General features: G+C 62.6%; 16 protein-coding genes. 8 read left to right on the plus strand and 8 right to left on the minus strand.

The window, feature by feature from the left end:
• Nucleotides 1-13 precede the first annotated feature (13 nt).
• From ACTJLC_RS09480 to ACTJLC_RS09490, 3 genes are all read left to right on the plus strand, one after another.
• On the plus strand, nucleotides 14-1,564 hold the full coding sequence (locus tag ACTJLC_RS09480; RefSeq protein ID WP_083081263.1) for a DHA2 family efflux MFS transporter permease subunit: 1,551 nt from the start codon (nucleotides 14-16) through the stop codon (nucleotides 1,562-1,564).
• A gap of 98 nt (nucleotides 1,565-1,662) precedes the next feature.
• Nucleotides 1,663-2,955 carry an NAD(P)/FAD-dependent oxidoreductase gene (locus ACTJLC_RS09485; protein WP_073427284.1) on the plus strand — a complete coding sequence of 431 codons (1,293 nt, stop codon included), beginning with the start codon at nucleotides 1,663-1,665 and terminating at the stop codon, nucleotides 2,953-2,955.
• Nucleotides 2,956-3,015: 60 nt separating this feature from the next.
• Nucleotides 3,016-3,240, plus strand: a complete 225-nt coding sequence (locus tag ACTJLC_RS09490; RefSeq protein WP_073427285.1) for a hypothetical protein — start codon at nucleotides 3,016-3,018, stop codon at nucleotides 3,238-3,240.
• A 16-nt stretch (nucleotides 3,241-3,256) separates the two neighbouring features.
• On the opposite strand, the gene ACTJLC_RS09495 is transcribed toward ACTJLC_RS09490, so the two are convergent.
• From ACTJLC_RS09495 to murQ, 3 genes are all read right to left on the minus strand, one after another.
• Nucleotides 3,257-4,432: a porin gene (locus ACTJLC_RS09495; RefSeq protein WP_440843714.1), complete on the minus strand. Its 1,176-nt coding sequence runs from the start codon at nucleotides 4,430-4,432 to the stop codon at nucleotides 3,257-3,259.
• A 158-nt stretch (nucleotides 4,433-4,590) separates the two neighbouring features.
• A complete protein-coding gene (gene murP / locus ACTJLC_RS09500) occupies nucleotides 4,591-6,054 on the minus strand; it encodes a PTS N-acetylmuramic acid transporter subunit IIBC (RefSeq protein WP_073427287.1) in 1,464 nt (487 codons plus the stop codon).
• 2 nt (nucleotides 6,055-6,056) lie between these two features.
• Nucleotides 6,057-7,010: an N-acetylmuramic acid 6-phosphate etherase gene (gene murQ, locus ACTJLC_RS09505; protein ID WP_208645260.1), complete on the minus strand. Its 954-nt coding sequence runs from the start codon at nucleotides 7,008-7,010 to the stop codon at nucleotides 6,057-6,059.
• A gap of 286 nt (nucleotides 7,011-7,296) precedes the next feature.
• Between murQ and ACTJLC_RS09510 the strand changes: the two genes are divergently transcribed.
• Together ACTJLC_RS09510 and ACTJLC_RS09515 are read left to right on the plus strand one after the other, a co-directional pair.
• Nucleotides 7,297-7,449, plus strand: coding sequence for a hypothetical protein (locus ACTJLC_RS09510; protein WP_161553726.1), 153 nt, complete (start codon nucleotides 7,297-7,299; stop codon nucleotides 7,447-7,449).
• A gap of 137 nt (nucleotides 7,450-7,586) precedes the next feature.
• Nucleotides 7,587-8,447, plus strand: coding sequence for an SIS domain-containing protein (locus ACTJLC_RS09515; protein ID WP_083081259.1), 861 nt, complete (start codon nucleotides 7,587-7,589; stop codon nucleotides 8,445-8,447).
• Between the two features lie 137 nt (nucleotides 8,448-8,584).
• Here the strand turns inward: ACTJLC_RS09515 and ACTJLC_RS09520 are convergent, their stop codons facing one another.
• The 4 genes from ACTJLC_RS09520 to ACTJLC_RS09535 all read right to left on the minus strand — a co-directional run bounded on the left by ACTJLC_RS09520 (nucleotide 8,585) and on the right by ACTJLC_RS09535 (nucleotide 12,816).
• Complete coding sequence (locus ACTJLC_RS09520; protein ID WP_073427290.1) at nucleotides 8,585-9,748, minus strand: porin; 1,164 nt, start codon at nucleotides 9,746-9,748, stop codon at nucleotides 8,585-8,587.
• 306 nt (nucleotides 9,749-10,054) lie between these two features.
• The gene (locus tag ACTJLC_RS09525; protein ID WP_083082937.1) at nucleotides 10,055-11,170 is read right to left on the minus strand and encodes a succinylglutamate desuccinylase/aspartoacylase family protein; all 1,116 of its coding nucleotides are present in this window, start codon (nucleotides 11,168-11,170) and stop codon (nucleotides 10,055-10,057) included.
• Nucleotides 11,171-11,429: 259 nt separating this feature from the next.
• Nucleotides 11,430-12,212, minus strand: a complete 783-nt coding sequence (locus ACTJLC_RS09530) for an ABC transporter substrate-binding protein (protein WP_073427291.1) — start codon at nucleotides 12,210-12,212, stop codon at nucleotides 11,430-11,432.
• A 358-nt stretch (nucleotides 12,213-12,570) separates the two neighbouring features.
• Nucleotides 12,571-12,816, minus strand: coding sequence for a hypothetical protein (locus ACTJLC_RS09535; protein ID WP_227470446.1), 246 nt, complete (start codon nucleotides 12,814-12,816; stop codon nucleotides 12,571-12,573).
• Nucleotides 12,817-13,293: 477 nt separating this feature from the next.
• On the opposite strand from ACTJLC_RS09535, the gene ACTJLC_RS09540 reads away from it, so the two are divergent.
• Together ACTJLC_RS09540 and ACTJLC_RS09545 are read left to right on the plus strand one after the other, a co-directional pair.
• Nucleotides 13,294-14,364: an extracellular solute-binding protein gene (locus ACTJLC_RS09540; protein ID WP_374709887.1), complete on the plus strand. Its 1,071-nt coding sequence runs from the start codon at nucleotides 13,294-13,296 to the stop codon at nucleotides 14,362-14,364.
• Entirely contained in the window at nucleotides 14,364-16,178 is a 1,815-nt protein-coding gene (locus ACTJLC_RS09545) for a GGDEF domain-containing protein (protein ID WP_073427293.1), read from the plus strand. Before ACTJLC_RS09540 ends, ACTJLC_RS09545 begins: the two co-directional genes overlap by 1 nt.
• A gap of 18 nt (nucleotides 16,179-16,196) precedes the next feature.
• On the opposite strand, the gene ACTJLC_RS09550 is transcribed toward ACTJLC_RS09545, so the two are convergent.
• Complete coding sequence (locus ACTJLC_RS09550; RefSeq protein WP_083081255.1) at nucleotides 16,197-17,684, minus strand: mannitol dehydrogenase family protein; 1,488 nt, start codon at nucleotides 17,682-17,684, stop codon at nucleotides 16,197-16,199.
• A gap of 237 nt (nucleotides 17,685-17,921) precedes the next feature.
• Here ACTJLC_RS09550 and manD point away from each other — a divergent pair, with 237 nt between their 5' ends.
• On the plus strand, nucleotides 17,922-19,130 hold the full coding sequence (manD, locus tag ACTJLC_RS09555) for a D-mannonate dehydratase ManD (protein WP_083081253.1): 1,209 nt from the start codon (nucleotides 17,922-17,924) through the stop codon (nucleotides 19,128-19,130).
• The last annotated feature ends 64 nt before the right edge of the window (nucleotides 19,131-19,194 follow it).

Genomic DNA, 19,194 nt, shown 5'->3' on the forward strand with positions numbered 1-19,194 from the left:
GGCCGCGCCGACCATGTCATCCAGTCAAACGCATCAAACGCGGGACATCCCGTTGCCGCCGCTGAGCGGCGGCATGCTGATCGGCGCGGCGTTGCTGCTGGCCGCCGCCAACTTCGTCGCGGTGCTGGACACGACGATCGCGAACGTGTCGGTGCCGACCATTTCCGGCGCGCTCGGCGCGTCGTCCAGCCAGGGCACCTACGTCATCACGTCCTACGCGGTGGCCGAAGCGATTACGGTGCCGCTGACCGGCTGGCTGGCAAACCGTTTCGGCACGGTGCGCGTGTTCATCACGTCGCTGATCATGTTCGGCCTGTGTTCGGCGCTGTGCGGCATGGCGACTTCGCTCGAAATGCTGGTGCTGTTCCGCGTGTTTCAGGGACTCGCCGGCGGGCCGCTGATGCCGCTGTCGCAGACGCTGCTGCTGCGCATTTTCCCGAAAGAGAAAGCGGCCGCGGCGATCGGCTTGTGGAGCATGACGACGCTGGTCGCGCCGGTGCTGGGCCCGATCCTGGGCGGCGTGATCTGCGACCGCATGCACTGGGCGTACATCTTCTACATCAACGTTCCGGTCGCGCTGATCTGCGGGTATCTCGGCTGGCGTTTGCTCAAGCGCTACGAGACAAGCCTGATGCGCGTTCCAATCGACGCCATCGGTCTCGCGCTGCTCGTCGTATGGGTCGGCGCGCTGCAAATCCTGCTCGATGAAGGCAAGGATCACGACTGGTTCGCGTCGACGGAAATCCGCGTGCTCGCAATCATCGCGGCGATCGGCTTCGCGTCGTTCCTGATCTGGGAGCTGACGGACCGTCATCCCGTGGTCGATCTGCGGGTGTTTCGTCATCGCGGCTTTAGTGCGAGCGTGATCACGATCACGCTGGCGTTCGGCGCGTTTTTCGGCGCGACCGTGCTGACGCCGCTGTGGCTACAGAGCTACATGGGCTACACGGCGACGTGGGCGGGGTGCGCCACGGCGATGACCGGCATCCTCGCCGTGCTCTCGGCGCCGCTCGCGGCCACCCTGTCGTCCCGGTTCGACGGACGCTGGCTGGTGTTCGCCGGCGTGATGTGGCTCGGCGCGGTCACGCTGTGGCGCACGCACGCGAACACCGACATGACGTTCTGGCAAGTGGCGTTGCCGCTGCTGCTGCAAGGCGTCGGCTTGCCGTTCTTCTTCGTGCCGCTCACGGGGCTCGCGCTGAGCAGCGTGGAGGAACCCGAAACGGCATCGGCGGCGGGGCTCATGAATTTCTGCCGGACCTTCGGCGGCGCGATTGCGACGTCGCTGGTCAATACCGGGTGGGAAGACCGCACGAAGTATGACCGGGCGGAGTTGTCGGGACTCGTCGATCAGGCCGGCCACTTCTCGACCATGCTGACGAATTCGGGCTGGAGCGCGGGTCAGGCGCAGGCGCAGATCAGCGACGTGGTGCAGTCGCAGGCCGTGATGCTCGCGACCAATCAGCTCTTCACGATTGCAGGCGCATGTTTCATTTTCGCCGCGCTGGCGGTGTGGCTCGCGCCGAAACCGACGCGGGTCGCCGATACGTCGCAGGCGCATTGAAGCTGCACACCGAAGCTGCGCACTGAAGCTGCACCGAAGCGGCATGCGTCTTTCGCCCTCGCGCGGAATTCGCGAGCCGTAATCAACACGGAACGGTTATGTCCAACGCAACACGCATTGTCATCGTCGGCGGCGGGATCGCCGGCATTCTGCTCGCCACGCGGCTCGGCAACCATTTCGCGCATTCGCACGAGGCGTCCGTGACGCTGATCGACAGCAGCCACACGCATATCTGGAAGCCGATGCTGCACACCATCGCGGCCGGCACGCGCGATGTGAAGCAACAGCAGGTGAGCTACCTCGCGCATGCGAGCGCGCACCGCTTCGCCTGGCAGCCGGGCGAGATGGGCGGACTCGACCGGCAACGCAAGGAAGTCCTGCTCAACGAAGTCAGGACGCCCGAAGGCGAGCTGGTGCTGGAGGCGCGAGCGGTTCCCTACGACGTGCTGGTGCTATCGCTGGGCAGCCGGGCAAACGACTTCGGGGTGCCGGGCGTGAGGCAGCACTGTCATTTCATCGACAGCCAGCAGCAGGCCGAAGCCTTCAACGGCGTGTTGCGCGCGCGCATGCTGCGCGCGGTGGTGCGCGACGAAAGACTGCGCGTCGCGATCGTCGGCGCGGGCGCCACCGGCGTCGAACTCGCCGCCGAGCTGAGCCGGGTGCTCGAAATCGCGCAAGGCTACGGCGATCCCACGCTGCGCAGCCGGTTGAGTCTCACGCTGCTCGAAAGCGGCCCGCGCGTGCTCGCCTCGTTTCCGCCGGCGATTTCCGCATCGACCCAGCAGCAACTCGAACACATCGGCTTTTGCGTGCTCACCTCGGTGCGCGTCACGGCGGCGCAGGAGGACGGATTCCGTCACGGCGACGATCGTCTGGTGAAAGCCGATCTGATGGTGTGGGCGGCGGGCGTCAAGGCGCCGGACTTCCTGAGCGAACTGGCCGGGCTGGAAACCAACCGCTCGAATCAGATCGTGATCGGCGCAACGCTTCAGTCCATCCGCGACGACCACGTGTTCGCACTCGGCGATTGCGCGAGCTTGACGCCGGAGAATCATGAGCGGCCGTTGCCGCCCACCGCCCAGGTGGCCACGCAGCAGGCGGAGCATCTGGCCCGTCATCTGCCTGGATGGCTGACGGGCGCGCCGATGCCGGAGTTCGCTTTTCGGGACTTCGGCTCGCTCGTGTCGCTAAGCGATTACGGCGCCTTCGGCACACTCGGACGGTTCGGCTTCTTCCCCGGCGGCTTCATTCGCGGACGGTTCGCGCAATTGAGCCATGCCATGCTCTATCGACGTCATCAGCAGGCGCTTCACGGTTTCGGCAGAGCGGGGCTAATGTGGACCGCCGAGCAGATCAACGCACTGGTTCAGCCGAAGATCAGGCTGAGTTGATGACGCATTGCCCGTTTTAACGCAGCGGCCCGGCATGCCGCGCTTCCAGATGGATCAGCCATGATGAACGACGACGACACCCGCCGTTCCCGCGCGATGTGGGACGAGATGACGGTGCTGCACACGAGCGTTTCCGCTATTCGCAAGGCGCAGGGCAAACGCAATCCGTCCGACTGCGAAGCGAACACCGCGGAATACGAAAAAGTGGTGACCGACTACGTGGACGACCTCGAACGCGCGATGCGCGAGGCATGGTGGGACAGATGGCCCGACCCGCAACGCTGAAGCGGCGACGCGCCGCTCAGAAGAAGTGACGAACACCCGTTGCGAAAATATAGCTGGACTTCACGGGCTGTCCATGAAGCAGTTCGCCGTAGTAGCTATAGCTATAGGCAGCGTAGAGCGACGTGCGTTTTGACAGGTTATAGATGGCCTCCATTCCCGCCCCGATGTCGCTCTTCGGAAGACGCTTGCTGTTACTGCCCGCCACGCTCGGTTTCAATACCCACTGACCCAGTGGAACACTCGCCCCAATCGACCACTCCGTAGACGAAACCCGCTCGCCCAGGGAGTACAGGTCGTATCGGGACTGCCCTGCCATTGTCATCAATGTGAAGGCGCCAAAGTCGTAGTTGAACGCACCGGTAAGCGTTGTCAGATTTCCCGTCTTCAACCGGTTTGGATCATAGCGTTGCGTGGCGGGGTCGTAATTGCTCGCGGTCGACTGGCGAAAATAGCCGAGGCCGGCGCGGATCCGGTCGCGCGCATAGACGATGGCAAAGGTGCTTGCGGTAATTGTTTTCCTCGGATCATTCATGCCGACCTGAGCGGATAAAGTGACCCCACCCATGTTCGGTGAATCGTAGCGAATGGAGTTATCCATCCGCACATGCGACCAATTGTTTGGGTCTCCAACAACGTTGTTGGCGCCAACAGCCCCTGATAACCCCGTGACTTGCCCGCTGGCGCTCGGAACCGGTGAACCGAGCGGAACCGGCCCCGCGATTCGCCATACGCGCACGAATGGATCGTATGTGTCTCCGTAACCAGGCGCCGCGTTGGATGCGACGTCATTCCAGGCGGAGTAGATGCGACCCAGACGAATCTGACCGAAGCCCCCCGTGAGCCCGATATTGGCTTGCCGATGAAAAAGACGCGCAGGCATGGAGCCGTCCGCGAGCGAGTTCTGTGTTTCGAGCACAAACGTGGCGGACATTCCGTTGCCGAGATTCTCGACGCCCTTGATGCCGAACCTCGACGCATTGATGCCGTAGGGGATCGCACCGATGCTCGCCGTCGGAGACGCCGTCACACCGAACGGATTGGCTGACGATACCGGCGCCGCAACGAGGTTCCGAAAGCTTCCAAACTGTGCTTCCGCCACGCCATAAAACGTCATGGAACTATTCGGTGCGGTTTGGGACATTGCGGGGATCGACAGACTCGAGATGCCAACCAGGAACACTATCTTTTTCAAACTATCTCCAGATTTAATTTGTTTGTATTTGCAGCGCGGGCCCAATTCATTTGCATGCCCGGGCCAGCAGGAGCCCGCTTGAAATCACACCCGCACCCAGGTGATGAATTCAAGCGTTCAATGGAAGGAAAGGAGGGCGATGTGCGGAGGCCGATCGATCACGTCATGTCGACGTCGCGACATCCCCACGCGTACGTAAACGCGAATCCGGCGAGGTAAGCGGAGAAAATGCCGACGAGGTAAATAGCCATGGCCGGCAGGGCTCCGTGATCGGATGTGATCAACGGCAGCGATACGAGGCCCGAGGGGCCGAATACCGTATTGAGGCCGATCGGGAAATGAAACCATGCAAACAACCCGATTACAAAGCCGCCAACCGCACCGCCAAAGCAGGCGGAAATAAAGGGCTTGACGCGAGGGAGCGTGACGCCGTAAATGAGCGGCTCGCCGACACCGAGTAATGCGGGCACGATCGCTCCTTTGATTTGCTTGCGCAAAACCGATTCTCGCGGCGCTCTCACATAAAGCGCGATGGCGGCGCCCACCTGACCCGCGCCCGCCATCGCCAGAATCGGGAACAACGAATTGAAGCCGCGACTTTGCATCAAGGCAAAATACACCGGGATAAAACCTTGATGGACGCCGAACATCACCGCAATCAGGAACAGCCCCGACAGTAACGCGGCACCAATCGGATTGTCGTTCAGATGCCCGAATAACCACGACATGCCGTCGAATAGCAGGACCCCGACAGGCATGATGACCACGTACGTCAACGCCCCGGCAATGAGCAATGTGAGCAGCGAGGTAAGGATCATGTCGAGGTTGGCGGGCATTCGCCGCCTTATCTGCTGCTCGATCCATGCACCCGCTATGCCCGCGATCAGAATGCCGATGATGCTTCCGCGCGGATCGATCTGAAGACCGAAGAAGTCCTGGATTCCCGCATGAAAACTGCCGCTGCCGGTCGAACCGTAATCGAGCAGAAACAGGGACGCGAGGATCGCGCCATTTACCCCTGAACCGCCAAAGGCCTGCTGGGTGTTATAGCCGACCAGAATTCCCAGAAAGCCGAACAGTCCCTTGCCGAACACGTTCATGTATGCGACCAGATGCACGATCGTGGGATTCCGATCGAGGACATTCGCCAGCATCGCCTGTTCGATGAGTGTCGCGCCCCCTAGCAACAGCCCCGCACCAAGAAAGCCGGGGATCAGCGGCGTAAAAATAGTCGCGAATTTGCTCAGGAACTGATGAATCCGCGTTCCGTGGCGCGCTTTCATGGCCTTCTTGTTATCGCGCGCGACCGCGGCCAATTGATCCGCGGCATTGTCGACAGGCGCTTCGGGGGCCGCCCTTGACTCGTGCTTCGCCAGCAGTTCCTTGACCAGGTCCGCGGCGCGCTGCACCTTGCCCGCCCCGATGACGACCTGCAATTGATCCGCGGCGGCAAGTACGCCCTGGACACAGGCGATCCGTTTTAATGCTGCCGTGTCAACGCGGTCTTGCCCGCCCAAAACAAAGCGAAGGCGAGTCATGCAATTGCTGCAACGAACCACATTAGCCGGCCCACCAATAGCATCTAATATTTCTTGTGCTGTTGTTTCGTTAATGCTTTGCATCGTCAGGTCTTCTCTCTGTGGATTGTGCTTTTGGAATGTGGTCGATTTGCATCGAGGGCCAGCAGGGCGGCTCGAACGTGCCCCTTCGTCCGGGCCAGCGCCGCTTTCGCCGCATGGAGATCGACTCCGGCGCGAATCATCACGATGGCTGTCTTGCACTGTCTGCCGCTCTCATTGACGGCCTCGCGCGCACGCTCGCGGGAACAATCGCAGGCCGCGATGACGATCTGGATTTGTCGCTCGACCAACTTTGCATTGGTCGCTTCGACATCCACCATGAGGTTGCCGAACACCTTGCCTAATCGGATCATGGCGCCCGTCGACAGCATGTTCAAAACCAGCTTTTGAGCAGTTCCGGCCTTGAGGCGGGATGAGCCGGTGACCGCCTCGGGACCCACCACGGGGGTGATGGCGATATCCGCCAGCGCGACCATCGGGCCGGTCGGATTGCAAGTGACGGCGATCGTGCGGGCGCCCAGTGAGGCCGCCCACTTCATGGCGCCGATGACATACGGCGTGCGTCCGCTCGCAGCGATTCCGACAAGAATGTCTCGCTCAGAAAATCGGATCTGCTCGAGATCACGCCGGCCCGCTTCGGCATCGTCCTCGGCATTCTCGACGGCGCCCACCATGGCAGCCGTGCCGCCGGCTATCAGTCCCTGAACGACCGACGGGGCGACACCGAAGGTAGGCGGACATTCGCTGGCATCCAGAATGCCCAGACGTCCCGACGTGCCGGCGCCGACATAAATCAGGCGGCCGCCGTGCGACAAGGCTTCGGTAATGACATCGACCGCCGCCGCGGCCGCCGGTAGAACTGCCTCAACGGCGAGTGCGACCTTCTGGTCCTCATGGTTGAGGATGCGCAGCATGGCCAGCGTATCCACGCGATCGATCTGCTCGCTGGCCGGATTGCGTTGTTCTGTGATCAAGTCATGTAGTTGAATCCGCGGCATGTCCATAGTCCTGTTATTCCATTATTCGTTCATATGGAATAGTTTATTCCTTGAGCCGGGCAAGGTAAACATTAAAAGTGTGGATCGAGTGTCAGGGATGCCAGGAGCGCCGAGGCGCGAGCATGGAAATCGCCCGGCAAGCAGTCGCGGCATTCCCGCGCAAGGCACGCGGGGCACCCGTTCAAGGTCGTGGGGAGCGGGGAGGTTTAAACGCGTTGAAGTTAGCTGCGTCTTTCAGATCGTTGTCGAGGCGGATCGGTGTCGCCAGTGAGGAAGCGCAATCGCAGTGCTTGCCACGATCTCGCTTCGGCGCTGGCGCATCGCTTCGCAATCAACGCATCACGGCATCACCGCAAACATGGCTTCATGGCGCAAGGAAAAGAGCCGCGTCGTGCGCCGGCAATTGTCTGTTTTTCGTGCCGCTACCAGCTATGCATAGGGACCGGCGCCCCTCGGTTGCCGTGTTAACATCGCCCTACCGCTGAAGGCACCAGCAGCAGAGCACGCGAATCGACCGTCGCTTAGGGCAAGCACAAATACGACACGCGGCATCCCGCGCAACCAGCACCTGATCCGATGAAGATAATCAACCAGATCGCTCAGTCTCGCAGTCAATTTTCACCCAGCGAACTGAAGATCGCCGAGACCATCCTCGCTCACCAGGAACGCATTTCCAAAATTTCGTCCAGTGAGCTTGCTCAGTTAGCAGCGGTCAGCCAGTCCAGCATCGTCAAGTTCGTCCAGAAGATCGGGTTCAAGGGCATGACGGCTTTTCGCCTCGCGCTGAGCGAGGAGTCGGGTCGCCAGCAAGCCATCCAGCTTCCCGTGGCAACGAACTTCCCGCTGCACAACGCGATCAACAGCGACGACGACGCGCCCACGATCGCGCGAAAATTGATGCAGGAGAAGATTCGCGCACTGGTCGAGACCACCGGTAGTGTCGATTACGAGATCCTGGGAAAGATCGTGACGGCGCTGAGTGAAGCGCGGTTCGTGCACATTACCGGGCTCGGTGGCTCCATGACAGTGGGGAGCGACTTTGCGCACAAGCTCCTTAAAATCGGAGTGATCGCCCTGATCGACCCGGATAGCCATGCCCAGCTCAGCATCGCCAATACGCTGGGTCCGCAGGACATTCAGGTGGCGATTTCTTATTCGGGGCGCAGGAAAGAGATTCTCGACGCCGCACGCGTCGCTCAGCAGCGCAAAGCCCGCGTCATCGCCTTGACCAATCCGGTGGAGAATCCTCTTCGTGCGCTGGCCGACTTGTCTCTCGTCACGTTGGCGGAAGAGGATCAGTGGCGCAGTTCCGCCATTTCCTCACGCACGGCGCAAAACGCGCTGACTGATTTGATCTTCATGGTGCTGATACAAACTCAGTCATGGCGAAACGATCTGATCCGAGACACGCAGTCGCTCATCGACGAACTTATGTAATCGTTCAGTATGCGATTTATCGTTGGGTGCTCAGCCGCCGTTCCGCGCTCGCGCAAATAATGAAAACGCCCCCGCAGGGGCGTTTTTCACAACCTCGCGACGGCAAGGAACCTACGTTCCTCGCCTGCAAGACCCGCTTAGAACTTGTGACGCAGACCGACGCGGAACGCCAGCTGGTTGTCCGCACCCGTGCCCGACGTGTTGAAGTAGCTCGTGCTCGAACCGATCTGCGCTTGCAGATCCTGGGTGCCGTTGCGGCCGGCGGCGATCTGGTAGATGCCCAGTGCGTACACGTCCGTGCGCTTGCTCAGCGCGTAGTCGATGCTCAGGTCAGCCTGATTCCAGTGGCCGCGGTTCGCATTGCTCAGGTGCATGTACGTGTAGCCCGCACCTGCCGTCAAGGCCGGCGTGAACGCGTATTTCGCGCCCGCTTCATAGGCGGCGAACGTCGTCGCGCCGCCGCTGATCGTCTCGAAGCGCGTGTTCGTGTACAACGCCCACAGCGTCGCCGCGCCGATCGAATAGCGGCCGCCCACACCGAACGTGCGCAGATCGCGGACGTTGCCGGTCGCGACGTTGGCGATGGTCGTCGAGAATGACGGGGTCGACTGGCTCGGGTAACGGATGTCCGTGTACGCCGCGCCGATGCCGAACGGGCCGTTCGCGTAGTTCAGGCCGAAGCTGTACGCACGCGACGAACCTGCAACCGGTGCAGCCGTCGTGCCGCTTGCCGGCGCGCCCGCGAATGCGCCGGCCTGGTTCGAGAAGCCGTACATCGCGCCGAACGTCAAGCCGTGGAAGTTGGCGCTGCTGAACTTGACCGCGTTGTTGATGCGGCTCGACGTGAGTTGATCCACGTCGTTGATGTGATAAGCGTAGTTACCCGCGACGGTCTGGCCGCCGGTCGAGTAGTTGCCGCCGAGATAGTCCGTCGAAAACGAGTACTGGCGGCCGAACGTCAGCGAGCCGATGTCGTTCTTCGACAGACCGACATACGCCTGACGGCCGAACATCGCACCGCCCTGGCCGAGCGTGCCGTTGCCGCTGTTGAAACCGTTCTCCAACACGAACAGCGCCTTCAGGCCGCCACCGAGGTCTTCGGTGCCGCGCAGGCCCCAACGGCTGCCTTGGGCCACGCCGTCGTCGTACTTGAAGAGGTTGTCGTGACCGGTAGCGGTCTTCGAGTTGTTCACGTAGCTGATACCGGCATCGATCACGCCATACAGCGTGACGCTGCTTTGCGCGTGGGCGGCGCTTGCGAAAACGGCGAGGGTAGCGGCGGTCAATAGTTTCTTGTTCAAGACTTTCTCCAATAAAGATTAGGCAATCGCAGCGCCGTGCTCTTTGGTCAGGTCGCGCGATGGCCCGAAATTTAAGGGACCGCAGAGTAAGGTATGTGACAGGCCGAAATTTTTTGGAATCTGTCGCGCCGGCGCGACATGCGCGTGGCTTTACGTGGCTTTTGCAAGCGGACATCACGCAAGGCGTCGTGCGGGCGGGATCGGCAATCGGCGTGTCAAAGCAGATCGCCCGCTGAAAAGCGGGCGATGTTGGGAGGTGAAGCTACGGCCTTGCGAAGCCGTTGCCAGCGTTAAGTTGTTGTCCGTTCAATTGCTCAGCAGCGAGCCGCTTCTGAACGCCTTCGCGCCGGCAATGCGCGCGAATTCGAGCCCCGCCGTCGCGAAACGCGTCAGATGCCGCGCGTACAGCACGCCGGCCACGCTGCTCTTGACCGTGACCGCGCGATCGGTCAACGGGTCGACGATATCGGCGATCTCGTGGCCGGCGTCCACCCACGTGCCGACTTCACAGCGGTACACCAGCACGCCGCTGATCGGCGCGACGAGCGGTTCGGCGCCGGCAAGGGGGGTAGCGGCGAATTCGAGCGGCGGCAACGGCGCCGGGGTGCCGTCGACCACGCCACGCACGGTCAGATATTCGATGATGGCTTGCGCGTCGTGCTCGGCGTACTCGTAGGACACCTCGCGCTGGCCGCGCAACTCGATCGTGACCGAGATCGAGCCGTTCGGAATCGGGAAGCGCTCGCCGTAGCGGCCGCGCAGATCGGACCAGCAGAAGCTGTGGATCTCGTCGAACGGATTGCCCACCGAATTGAGCGCGAGCAGCGACGCCCTGGCGTGCAGATAGCAGGCCAGCGGCTCGACTTCGGGCCACAGGTCGGGGTTCGTATAGAGGTGCATCGCGGCTTCCCAGTCGCAATGCAGATCGAGCACGACGTCGGCGTCGTAGGAAAGTTTTTGCAGCGCGAGACGTTGCGATTCCAGTTCGGTTTGCGGCTTCTCCGCGTCGAGCGCCTCGCGCATCGCCGCGCGGATCGCGTTGCGATTGGCGTCGATGTCGTCGCTCAGGCGCGCCTCGATAACCGGCTGCACCAGCGCCCCCAGGTCGTGGAAATTGCGGTTGAAATTCTGCGCGGTGTTGGTTTCGAAACGGCCCGTCAGGTGGCCGAGAAAGTGCTGATTCAGGCCGATCGGATTGGCCACCGGCACGATCACGACTTCGCCGCGCAGCTTGCCGGCGGCCTCCAGCGCGGCCAGCTTGCGGCGCAGCGCCCATGACACCAGCATGCCGGGCAACTCGTCGGCATGCAGCGACGACTGAATGTAAATCTTCTGCCCGCCGCCGGGACCGTAGTGAAAACTCGTCAGGTTGCGGGCGGTGCCGAGCGTCGGGGCAATCAGCGGATGGGTTTGGGTTTGCATGGTTTTCAAATCCGCGGGCAAGTCGGGCATGCCGCGCTATGTCGTTGATTACAGGAGGAAAGCGTGCCGTTGGTCCGGTTGATGGCGGGCCGGCCGGGGCGTATTTCGCGGCGTCTCGATCGCACGATCTTAGCCGATATGGCGGGCCGCGTGGTCTTATGCGGCCCGCAAACAAAACGGGCTCCGCGTGTGGCGGAGCCCGTTGCCTGCGAGCCCGCCGGCGCGCCTTCAGATGCGCGCGGCGGGCATGGCAGCCTGTTTAGCTGCCGTACACGTCGAAGTCGAAGTACTTCTTCTCCAGCTTCTTGTACGTGCCGTCCTTGATGATCTCGGCGATCGCCTTGTCGACCTTCGCCTTCAGATCGGTGTCTTCCTTGCGCATGCCGATGCCGGCGCCGTTGCCGAGGATCTTCGGATCGTCGAGATTCTTGCCGACGAAGTCGTAGCCCGCGCCGCGCGGCGTCTTCAGGAAGCCGATTTCAGCCTGCACCGCGTCTTGCAATGCCGCGTCCAGACGGCCCGACAGCAAGTCGGCGTAGACCTGGTCCTGGTTCTGGTACGGCACGACCTTCGTGCCCTTCGCTTCCCAGTAGGTCTTCGCGTAGGTTTCCTGGATCGTGCCTTGCTCGACGCCAACCGTCTTGCCCTTCAGCGATTCGGCCGTCGGCAGGATGCCCGAGCCCTTCTTTGCGACGAGGCGCGTCGGCGTGTTGAACAGCTTCGACGAGAAAGCGATCTGCTCGGCGCGTTGCGGCGTCATGGACATCGACGACAGCACGCCGTCGAACTTCTTCGCCTTCAGTGCGGGGATCATGCCGTCGAAGTCGTTTTCGACCCACACGCATTTGGCCTTCAGGCGCGCGCAGATCTCATTGCCGAGGTCGATGTCGAAGCCAACGAGCTTGCCATCCGGACCCTTGGACTCGAACGGGGGATAGCTGGCGTCGACGCCGAAACGGATGGTCGTCCAATCTTTAGCGTGTGCGCCGATCGAGACGGTGGCAAGCAGAGCAACCGTCAAAGCCGCTAGCAGTTTTTTCACTGTTTAACTCCTCGTGTGGTTCAAATACGCCCGCCTGCGGTTGTGCCGCCGCGGGACGCCCGGCGCGACTGACGACCGGGCTTGGGTTGAGTCTGCCGGCCGGGGCGGCCAGCAGCGCGCGCCAAGCTTATCAGTTCAAAAAAATTGGGTAGCTAGTGAAACACCGGATGGCGCATGAGGATAGCTTCTAAAGCCGGGTTGTGCAGGGGTGGGCGGAGGGCGCCGCCGCAGTGCGTGGTTTAAGCGAATTGGATCGCGGCTCCGGCCGCGTGCCGCGCTGTGCGTTGCGTTGTAATGCGTTAGTAATGCAATTGGCTCGCCGGCCGTGGCCCGGCTACGAGTCGATCAACCAGCGCGGCTACTCCTTACTCAAGGAATCCGCGCGTGCGGGGTCGATGCTGCCGCACCAGAGTTCGCCTTTGTCCATCATCTCCGCGTCTCGTGTGCTCATTCCCGCGCAGACGCCGCGCGAGTCTTGCGCCTGACGCTGAACGCGCGCGAGTGATGCGCGGTTCATTTCGCCCTGGAGCCAGTTGCCGAAGCCCGCAATCGATCCGGCCACGACAAGCACCAGCATCCAGTCTGTTTTCCTCAAGCGCATCATCGGTTTCACCTTCAATTGCCCGCCGGGCAGGCCGTGCTTCGCGGTCCGCCGACAGCCGCCGGCGGCGGGTCGGGGCAAGTCATCGTTATCGGCAGCGGCGCGCGGGTTCTTGAGTTGCAGCGCCGCACGCGTTTTAATCGGCCGCCGGCCATTAAAGATTTCACACCGATTGCCGTTAAATACAGATGAGCGCGTTTGTTAAATCACGCCGGAACGTGTTTTTCGGACTCCGGCGACGCCAAAAACCAAAAAACGCATTGCTTGGCGCTATCATCGATGCTCCCCGCGCTCACAACGCAGCATAACGAGTGCATCTGTCTGAAGAAAGTCATCGAGCAACGCGCCCCGCAGCCAAGCGCCGCGGGTTCTGCCGCGCTCGTCCAAACGGCCTTCTGCTAAACGGTGTTGCATATGCACATGATTTCGATGGCAGATGAGATGCGCTGCGGCATACGGTCCGTTCGTGGGCGACTCCTCATGCCGTGCGCGCTTCGCCAAGCCGTTTTTCGCGCAGGTCCGGCGCTTCTGATCACGGCGTTTTTCTGCTGCGGGCTGCTGCTCGCAGGGCCGGTCGCGGCCGGCGACAGAGTGCTGCGCGTGCTCGCCTGGCCGGGCTATGCGGACGCCGACGTGGTGCGCGGTTTCGAGGCCCGCTACCAGGCGAAAGTGGAAGTCACGATGGTGGATTCCGACGAGGCGCTGTGGGCCCAGATGCACGCGAAAGACACGCCGCCTTTCGACGTGCTCGCCGCCAATACCGCCGAAATCCAGCGCTATACGCGCGCCGATCTGCTGGCCCCGCTCGACCTCGCGAGCCTGCCGAACACGAAAAGACAGTTGCCGCGTTTCCAGGCGTTGTCGTCGATCGAGGGGCTCACCTCGGCGGGCCAGGTGTACGGCATCCCATTCACGTATTCGTCGATGGGGCTGATTTACGACCGCAAGCAGATCCCCGTCGCGCCGCGCTCGATGCTCGAATTGTGGAACCCGCGGTATCGCGGCAAGGTGCTGGACTTCAATAGCGCGCAGCACAATTTCTCGTTTACCGCATTGGCGCTCGGCTACGCGCATCCGTTTCAGCTCGACGCCGCGCAGATGCGCGTGATTACCCAGAAGCTCATCGCGCTGCGCCGCAATCTGCTCACCTACTACACGTTGCCGGAAGAGGCGACCGCGTTCTTCATCGAACACAAGGTCGCGTTGATGTTCGGCAATTACGGCACGCAGCAGGTCGAATTGCTGCGCCGCGCGGGCGCGGATGTGGGCTATGTGATTCCCGACGAAGGCGTGCTTGCGTGGCTGGATTGCTGGGCGATGACGCGCTCGGCCTCGGATCGCACGCTCGCGCTCGCATGGATCGATTACATGCTCGAACCGGAAGTCAGCGGGTTGTTGCCGCAACGCCAGGGACTCGCCAACACGTTGACGGCGCCCGTGGACAACAACGCTAACGCACGCATCATGTGGATCGGCCCGGTGGAAGATATCCAGCGGCGCGAGGAACTGTGGACCCGAATCGTGTCCGGAGACCGGTCGGAGCGTTTTTGATGATACGCCCAGGCTTAACGTTCAAGTTATCGGTGCTGCTCGCGTGCATCGGCGTGATCGCGTCCGGCGCGACCGGCTATTACGCGTATCGCGCCAACCGCGCGATGCTGGTGAACGAAGCCGGGCGCAGCCTGCTGACCTCGACGGAACTACTGGGGCAGCGCTTTTCCGTCGCGATCGACGACATCGGCGCCGACGCGCTGGTGCTCGCGGGCATGCCGTCCTCGGCGGAGATCGCCCAGACCGACGACGGGCTCGGCGAGAATGCGGCGCGCGAACGGCTCGCGCAGGTGTATTCGAGCTTCATGGTCCATCATCCCGACTATCTGCAGATTCGCCTGATTACCCGTCAGCATTACGGGCTCGAACTGATCCGTTTTGACCGCGACGCCGACGGCCTCGTGCGGGTCGAGGGCAACCGGCTGCAGGAAAAAGGCCAGTTCGCCTACGTTTTCGACACGCTCGCGTTCTCGCCCGGCCGCCTGTACGCGTCGCCGATCTCGGTCAATCACGAGTACGGCGCCCATGCCGCCGAAAACAGGCCGACGCTGCGGCTCGGCACGCCGGTGGCGAACGGGAGGGGGCAGGTGGTGGGCGTCGTCGTGATCGACGTCGATCTGGCCGGCTTGCTCAAACGCTTGCAGAGCGATTTGCCGAGCGACTATCAGGTGTATCTCGCGAACGAATGGGGCGATTTCCTCGTGCATCCCGACAGTTCGAAAACCTTCGGCTTCGACAAGGGCCGGCGCGTGCTGATGCAGGACAGTTTCTCGGTGACCAAGCCGCTCTTCGAGCAGTCGCAAAGCGAAGTGCTGGTGAACGGCCTGACGTATCCGCGGCAGGCGGCGGGGCAGGTGCTCTCGTTCGTGCGCAGGCCGTTCGGCGCGTCCGAAGGCAACCGCTTCATCGTGCTGGGTCTCGCCAAGCCGCTCGAGGACGTATTGTCCGACGCCGATCTGCTCGGCAACCGGATCATTCGCATGGTGCTCGTGTTCAGCGCATTGGCGGTGCTGCTCGCGATTCTGTTCGCCCGCGCGCTCACCAAGCCGTTGCACATTCTCGCGTACGCGGCCACGCATCTGTTCGCCGAGCACGCGATGGAAACGCTGCCGCTCAAGCGTACCGACGAGATCGGCGTGCTGGCGCGCTGCTTCGATCGTCTGCGCCGCGAGATCAAGTCGCAAATGGACACGCTCCATAACAAGCAGACTGAACTCGTGCATCTCGCCACGCACGACGGGCTGACGGGATTGCCGAACCGCATGCTGTTCATGCAGAAGCTCGAGAACGCGATCGAGGAAGCGGCGCGGCGTCAGGAAAGTCTCGCGGTGCTGTTCGTCGACCTCGACCGTTTCAAGCAGATCAACGACCAGTTCGGGCACTCCGTCGGCGACAAGGTGCTGGTGGTCGTGGCGCGCCGGCTGAAGCAGGTGCTCTGCACCGCCGACGTGGTGGCGCGGCTCGGCGGCGACGAATTCATCGTGCTGATCGAGGGACCGCGTGCCGCGGAAGCGGCGCCGGCAATCGCCTCGCGCATCGTGGACACGCTGAACGAGGAACTGCTGATGGATGGGCACAACATGGCGGTGGGCGCGAGTATCGGCATCAGTCAGTTCCCCGACGACAGCGGCACGGCGGAGGAACTGCTGCTCAACGCCGACGCGGCGATGTACGCGGCTAAATCCGGCGGACGGTGCGCCTATTTGCGTTACCAGGATCTGCTCGAAGCGCGCCGGCTCGAACAACTCGAACAGGCGCGGGCGCAGGCGAGCGAAGGGGCCACAGAAGGGCACGAGGCCGAGCCGCTGGCGTGACGCGAGCGCGGTCGCGCTTCATTGCATGGCGGCAACGGCGCGACGCGCTCCGTTTTTCCGCAGCAATTGCAACGCTCCTTGCAGCGCCGTTCTGAACTCGGGGCGCGCGGCGAGCTGTGCCGGAAACACGTCGCGCACGGACAGCAGCGCGTTCATCAGCGCTTGCGGTTCGCCTTGCGCGGAGGCGGCGAGCGCCTTCAAGTCATCCGCGAGCGGATCGCTGATCTCGTAGCGCGTGCCGTCGTCCGCATGGCCGCGCAAGAACGTCATCCATGCCGCTACCGCCAGCGCAAGACGCGCGAACGGCTGTCCCGCGTCGATTCTCGCCTCGATCGTGGCGAGCAGGCGCGGCGGAATCTTCTGGCTGCCATCCATTGCAATCTGCGCGCAACGATGCTTGAGCGCGGGGTTGGCGTAACGCGCCAGCAAGGCGTCCCGATAGCCGGCGACATCGAACGACGCGGGCAGGGTGAGTGTAGGCGCGATTTCCTGCGTCATCATCGCGTGAATGAGCTTGTGCATGGCGGGGTCCGCGATCGCGGCGTCGATGGTGGCGAAGCCGCCCAGCATCGAGAGATACGCCAGCGTCGAATGCGTGCCGTTCAGCATGCGCAGTTTCGCCAGTTCGAACGGCGTGACGTCGTCGACGAGTTGCGCGCCGACAGCGTCCCACGCGGGACGTCCCGCCGCAAAACGATCCTCGATCACCCATTGCCTGAACGGCTCGCACGGTACGGGCGCCGCGTCCCGATAGCCGAGTTGTTCGGCGACGGTGGCGCGCTCGGCGTCGGTGGTGGCCGGCACGATGCGATCGACCATCGTCGACGGAAACGCGACTTCGGCGGCGATCCAGTCGGCCAGCGCGGCATCGACTCGCCGCGCGAACGAACAGACCACCTGGCGCAGCGCCGCGCCGTTGTGTGCGAGGTTGTCGCACGAAAGCACGGTGAACGGTTGGCCGGCGGCGTCGCGCCGCGCGCGCAATGCCGCGACGAGAATGCCGGGCACCGTGCGCGGCGCGAGCGGATGAGCGAGATCGTGTGCGACCCCCGGATCGTCGAGTGCGACGTCGCCGGTTTTCGCGTCGCGGCAATAGCCCTTTTCCGTGACGGTGAGCGAGACGATCCGCACCAATGGATCGGCGAGGCGCCCGAATAGCGCCGCGTGATCGTGCGGCATCGCCAGCACCTCGCGCAGGGCGCGCACGACCGTGACCCGTGCGCCGTCGGGACCGCGTTCGACGACGCTGTACAAACCTTGCTGCTCCATCAGCGCGTCGCGCTTGCCGACGTCGCCTTGCAGCGTCACGCCGCAAATACCCCAATCGCCACCCGCCGCCAGCATCGCTTCTTCCGTATAGAGCGCCTGGTGCGCGCGATGGAAATTGCCGATGCCCAGATGAACGATGCCGATAGCCGGCTCGCGCCATCGAGGAGAAAGCACATGCGTTTGCAGTGCCGGCAATACGGAGCGGGTGAGGCGAGGCAAGTTGGCTGGCGAGGGCATGGAAGGAAATCCGTCGTGTGAAAAGAGCTGGGAATAACGTCGTGCAACGGGAAAACCCTGATTTGACGATTAGCAATACTTGTATGGTAGCATCGTTCAAACGACGCCGGACAGCGTCGGCAAGGTTGTTCTTCATCTGGGCCGCTGTTCGGAACCGTCACGAAAACCGCGAGTTGCATGCCCCGCGCTCAGCACGTCCGGCACGTTTCGCAACTCGTTTCTGCAAGGAAGGATGTCATGAAAATCGTTCGCGCCGACGTGATCGTCACGTGCCCCGGCCGCAATTTCGTCACGCTGAAAATCGTCACGGACGAAGGCGTGCACGGTATCGGCGACGCCACGCTGAACGGCCGCGAACTGGCGGTCGCATCGTATCTGAAAGACCACGTGTGCCCGCTTCTGATCGGCCGCGACCCCGGCCGTATCGAGGACACCTGGCAGTATCTCTACAAGGGCGCTTACTGGCGCCGCGGTCCCGTCACGATGACGGCGATCGCCGCGGTGGACATGGCGCTGTGGGACATTCTCGGCAAGGTGACGGGCATGCCGCTCTACAAGCTGCTCGGCGGCGCGTCGCGCGAGGGCGTGATGGTGTACGGCCATGCCACCGGCCGCGACATTCCCGAAGCGCTCGACCGTTACGCCGAACATATCGAGGCCGGCTACCAGGCGATTCGCATTCAAAGCGGCGTGCCGAACATGCGCTCGGTGTACGGCGTGTCGAAAGGCAGCGGCATGTACGAGCCGGCCACCAAGGGCGCGGTCGAGGAGCAGAGCTGGTCGTCGGAAACGTATCTCGACTTCGTGCCGAAGCTGTTCGAGGCCGTGCGCGACAAATTCGGCTTCGACACGCATTTGCTGCATGACGTGCATCACCGCTTGACGCCGATCGAAGCCGCGCGCCTCGGCAAAGCGGTCGAACCGTATCGTCTCTTCTGGATGGAGGATCCCACGCCCGCTGAAAATCAGGCCGGTTTCCGGTTGATTCGCGAGCACACGGTCACGCCGATCGCGGTGGGCGAGGTGTTCAACAGCATCTGGGATTGCAAGCAGTTGATCGAGGAGCAGTTGATCGACTACATTCGCGCGACCTTGACGCACGCGGGCGGCATCACGCATCTGCGGCGAATCGCTGATTTCGCTTCGCTGTATCAGGTGCGCACCGGTTGTCACGGGCCGTCGGATTTGTCGCCGGTGTGCATGGGTGCGGCGTTGCATTTCGATCTGTGGGTGCCGAATTTCGGCGTGCAGGAGTACATGGGCTTTCCCAAGGAAGCGCTCGACGTGTTCCCGCATGCATGGCGCTTCGACAAGGGCATGATGCATCCCGGCGAGGCGCCCGGCCACGGCGTCGACATCGACGAAGCGGTGGCCGCCCGTTATCCGTACGACCCGGCGTATCTGCCGGTGGCGCGTCTCGAGGACGGGACATTGTGGAACTGGTGAGCCGACCCGTTCGAGTAATCCCCTCATAGCCTTCACGCCCTCGCCATCTTCTTCTCTCGCGCGG

Source organism: Paraburkholderia sp. 22099 (genome assembly GCF_052045835.1).
Taxonomy (GTDB): Bacteria; Pseudomonadota; Gammaproteobacteria; order Burkholderiales; family Burkholderiaceae; genus Paraburkholderia; species Paraburkholderia terricola.

Coding starts and splice junctions, on each gene's coding strand:
- ACTJLC_RS09480 (WP_083081263.1), top strand. CDS start 14: ATGTCATCCAGTCAAACGCATCAAACGCGGGACATCCCGTTGCCGCCG.
- ACTJLC_RS09485 (WP_073427284.1), top strand. CDS start 1,663: ATGTCCAACGCAACACGCATTGTCATCGTCGGCGGCGGGATCGCCGGC.
- ACTJLC_RS09490 (WP_073427285.1), top strand. CDS start 3,016: ATGATGAACGACGACGACACCCGCCGTTCCCGCGCGATGTGGGACGAG.
- murP (WP_073427287.1), bottom strand. CDS start 6,054: ATGCAAAGCATTAACGAAACAACAGCACAAGAAATATTAGATGCTATT.
- murQ (WP_208645260.1), bottom strand. CDS start 7,010: ATGCCGCGGATTCAACTACATGACTTGATCACAGAACAACGCAATCCG.
- ACTJLC_RS09515 (WP_083081259.1), top strand. CDS start 7,587: ATGAAGATAATCAACCAGATCGCTCAGTCTCGCAGTCAATTTTCACCC.
- ACTJLC_RS09525 (WP_083082937.1), bottom strand. CDS start 11,170: ATGCAAACCCAAACCCATCCGCTGATTGCCCCGACGCTCGGCACCGCC.
- ACTJLC_RS09535 (WP_227470446.1), bottom strand. CDS start 12,816: ATGATGCGCTTGAGGAAAACAGACTGGATGCTGGTGCTTGTCGTGGCC.
- ACTJLC_RS09540 (WP_374709887.1), top strand. CDS start 13,294: ATGCCGTGCGCGCTTCGCCAAGCCGTTTTTCGCGCAGGTCCGGCGCTT.
- ACTJLC_RS09545 (WP_073427293.1), top strand. CDS start 14,364: ATGATACGCCCAGGCTTAACGTTCAAGTTATCGGTGCTGCTCGCGTGC.
- ACTJLC_RS09550 (WP_083081255.1), bottom strand. CDS start 17,684: ATGCCCTCGCCAGCCAACTTGCCTCGCCTCACCCGCTCCGTATTGCCG.
- manD (WP_083081253.1), top strand. CDS start 17,922: ATGAAAATCGTTCGCGCCGACGTGATCGTCACGTGCCCCGGCCGCAAT.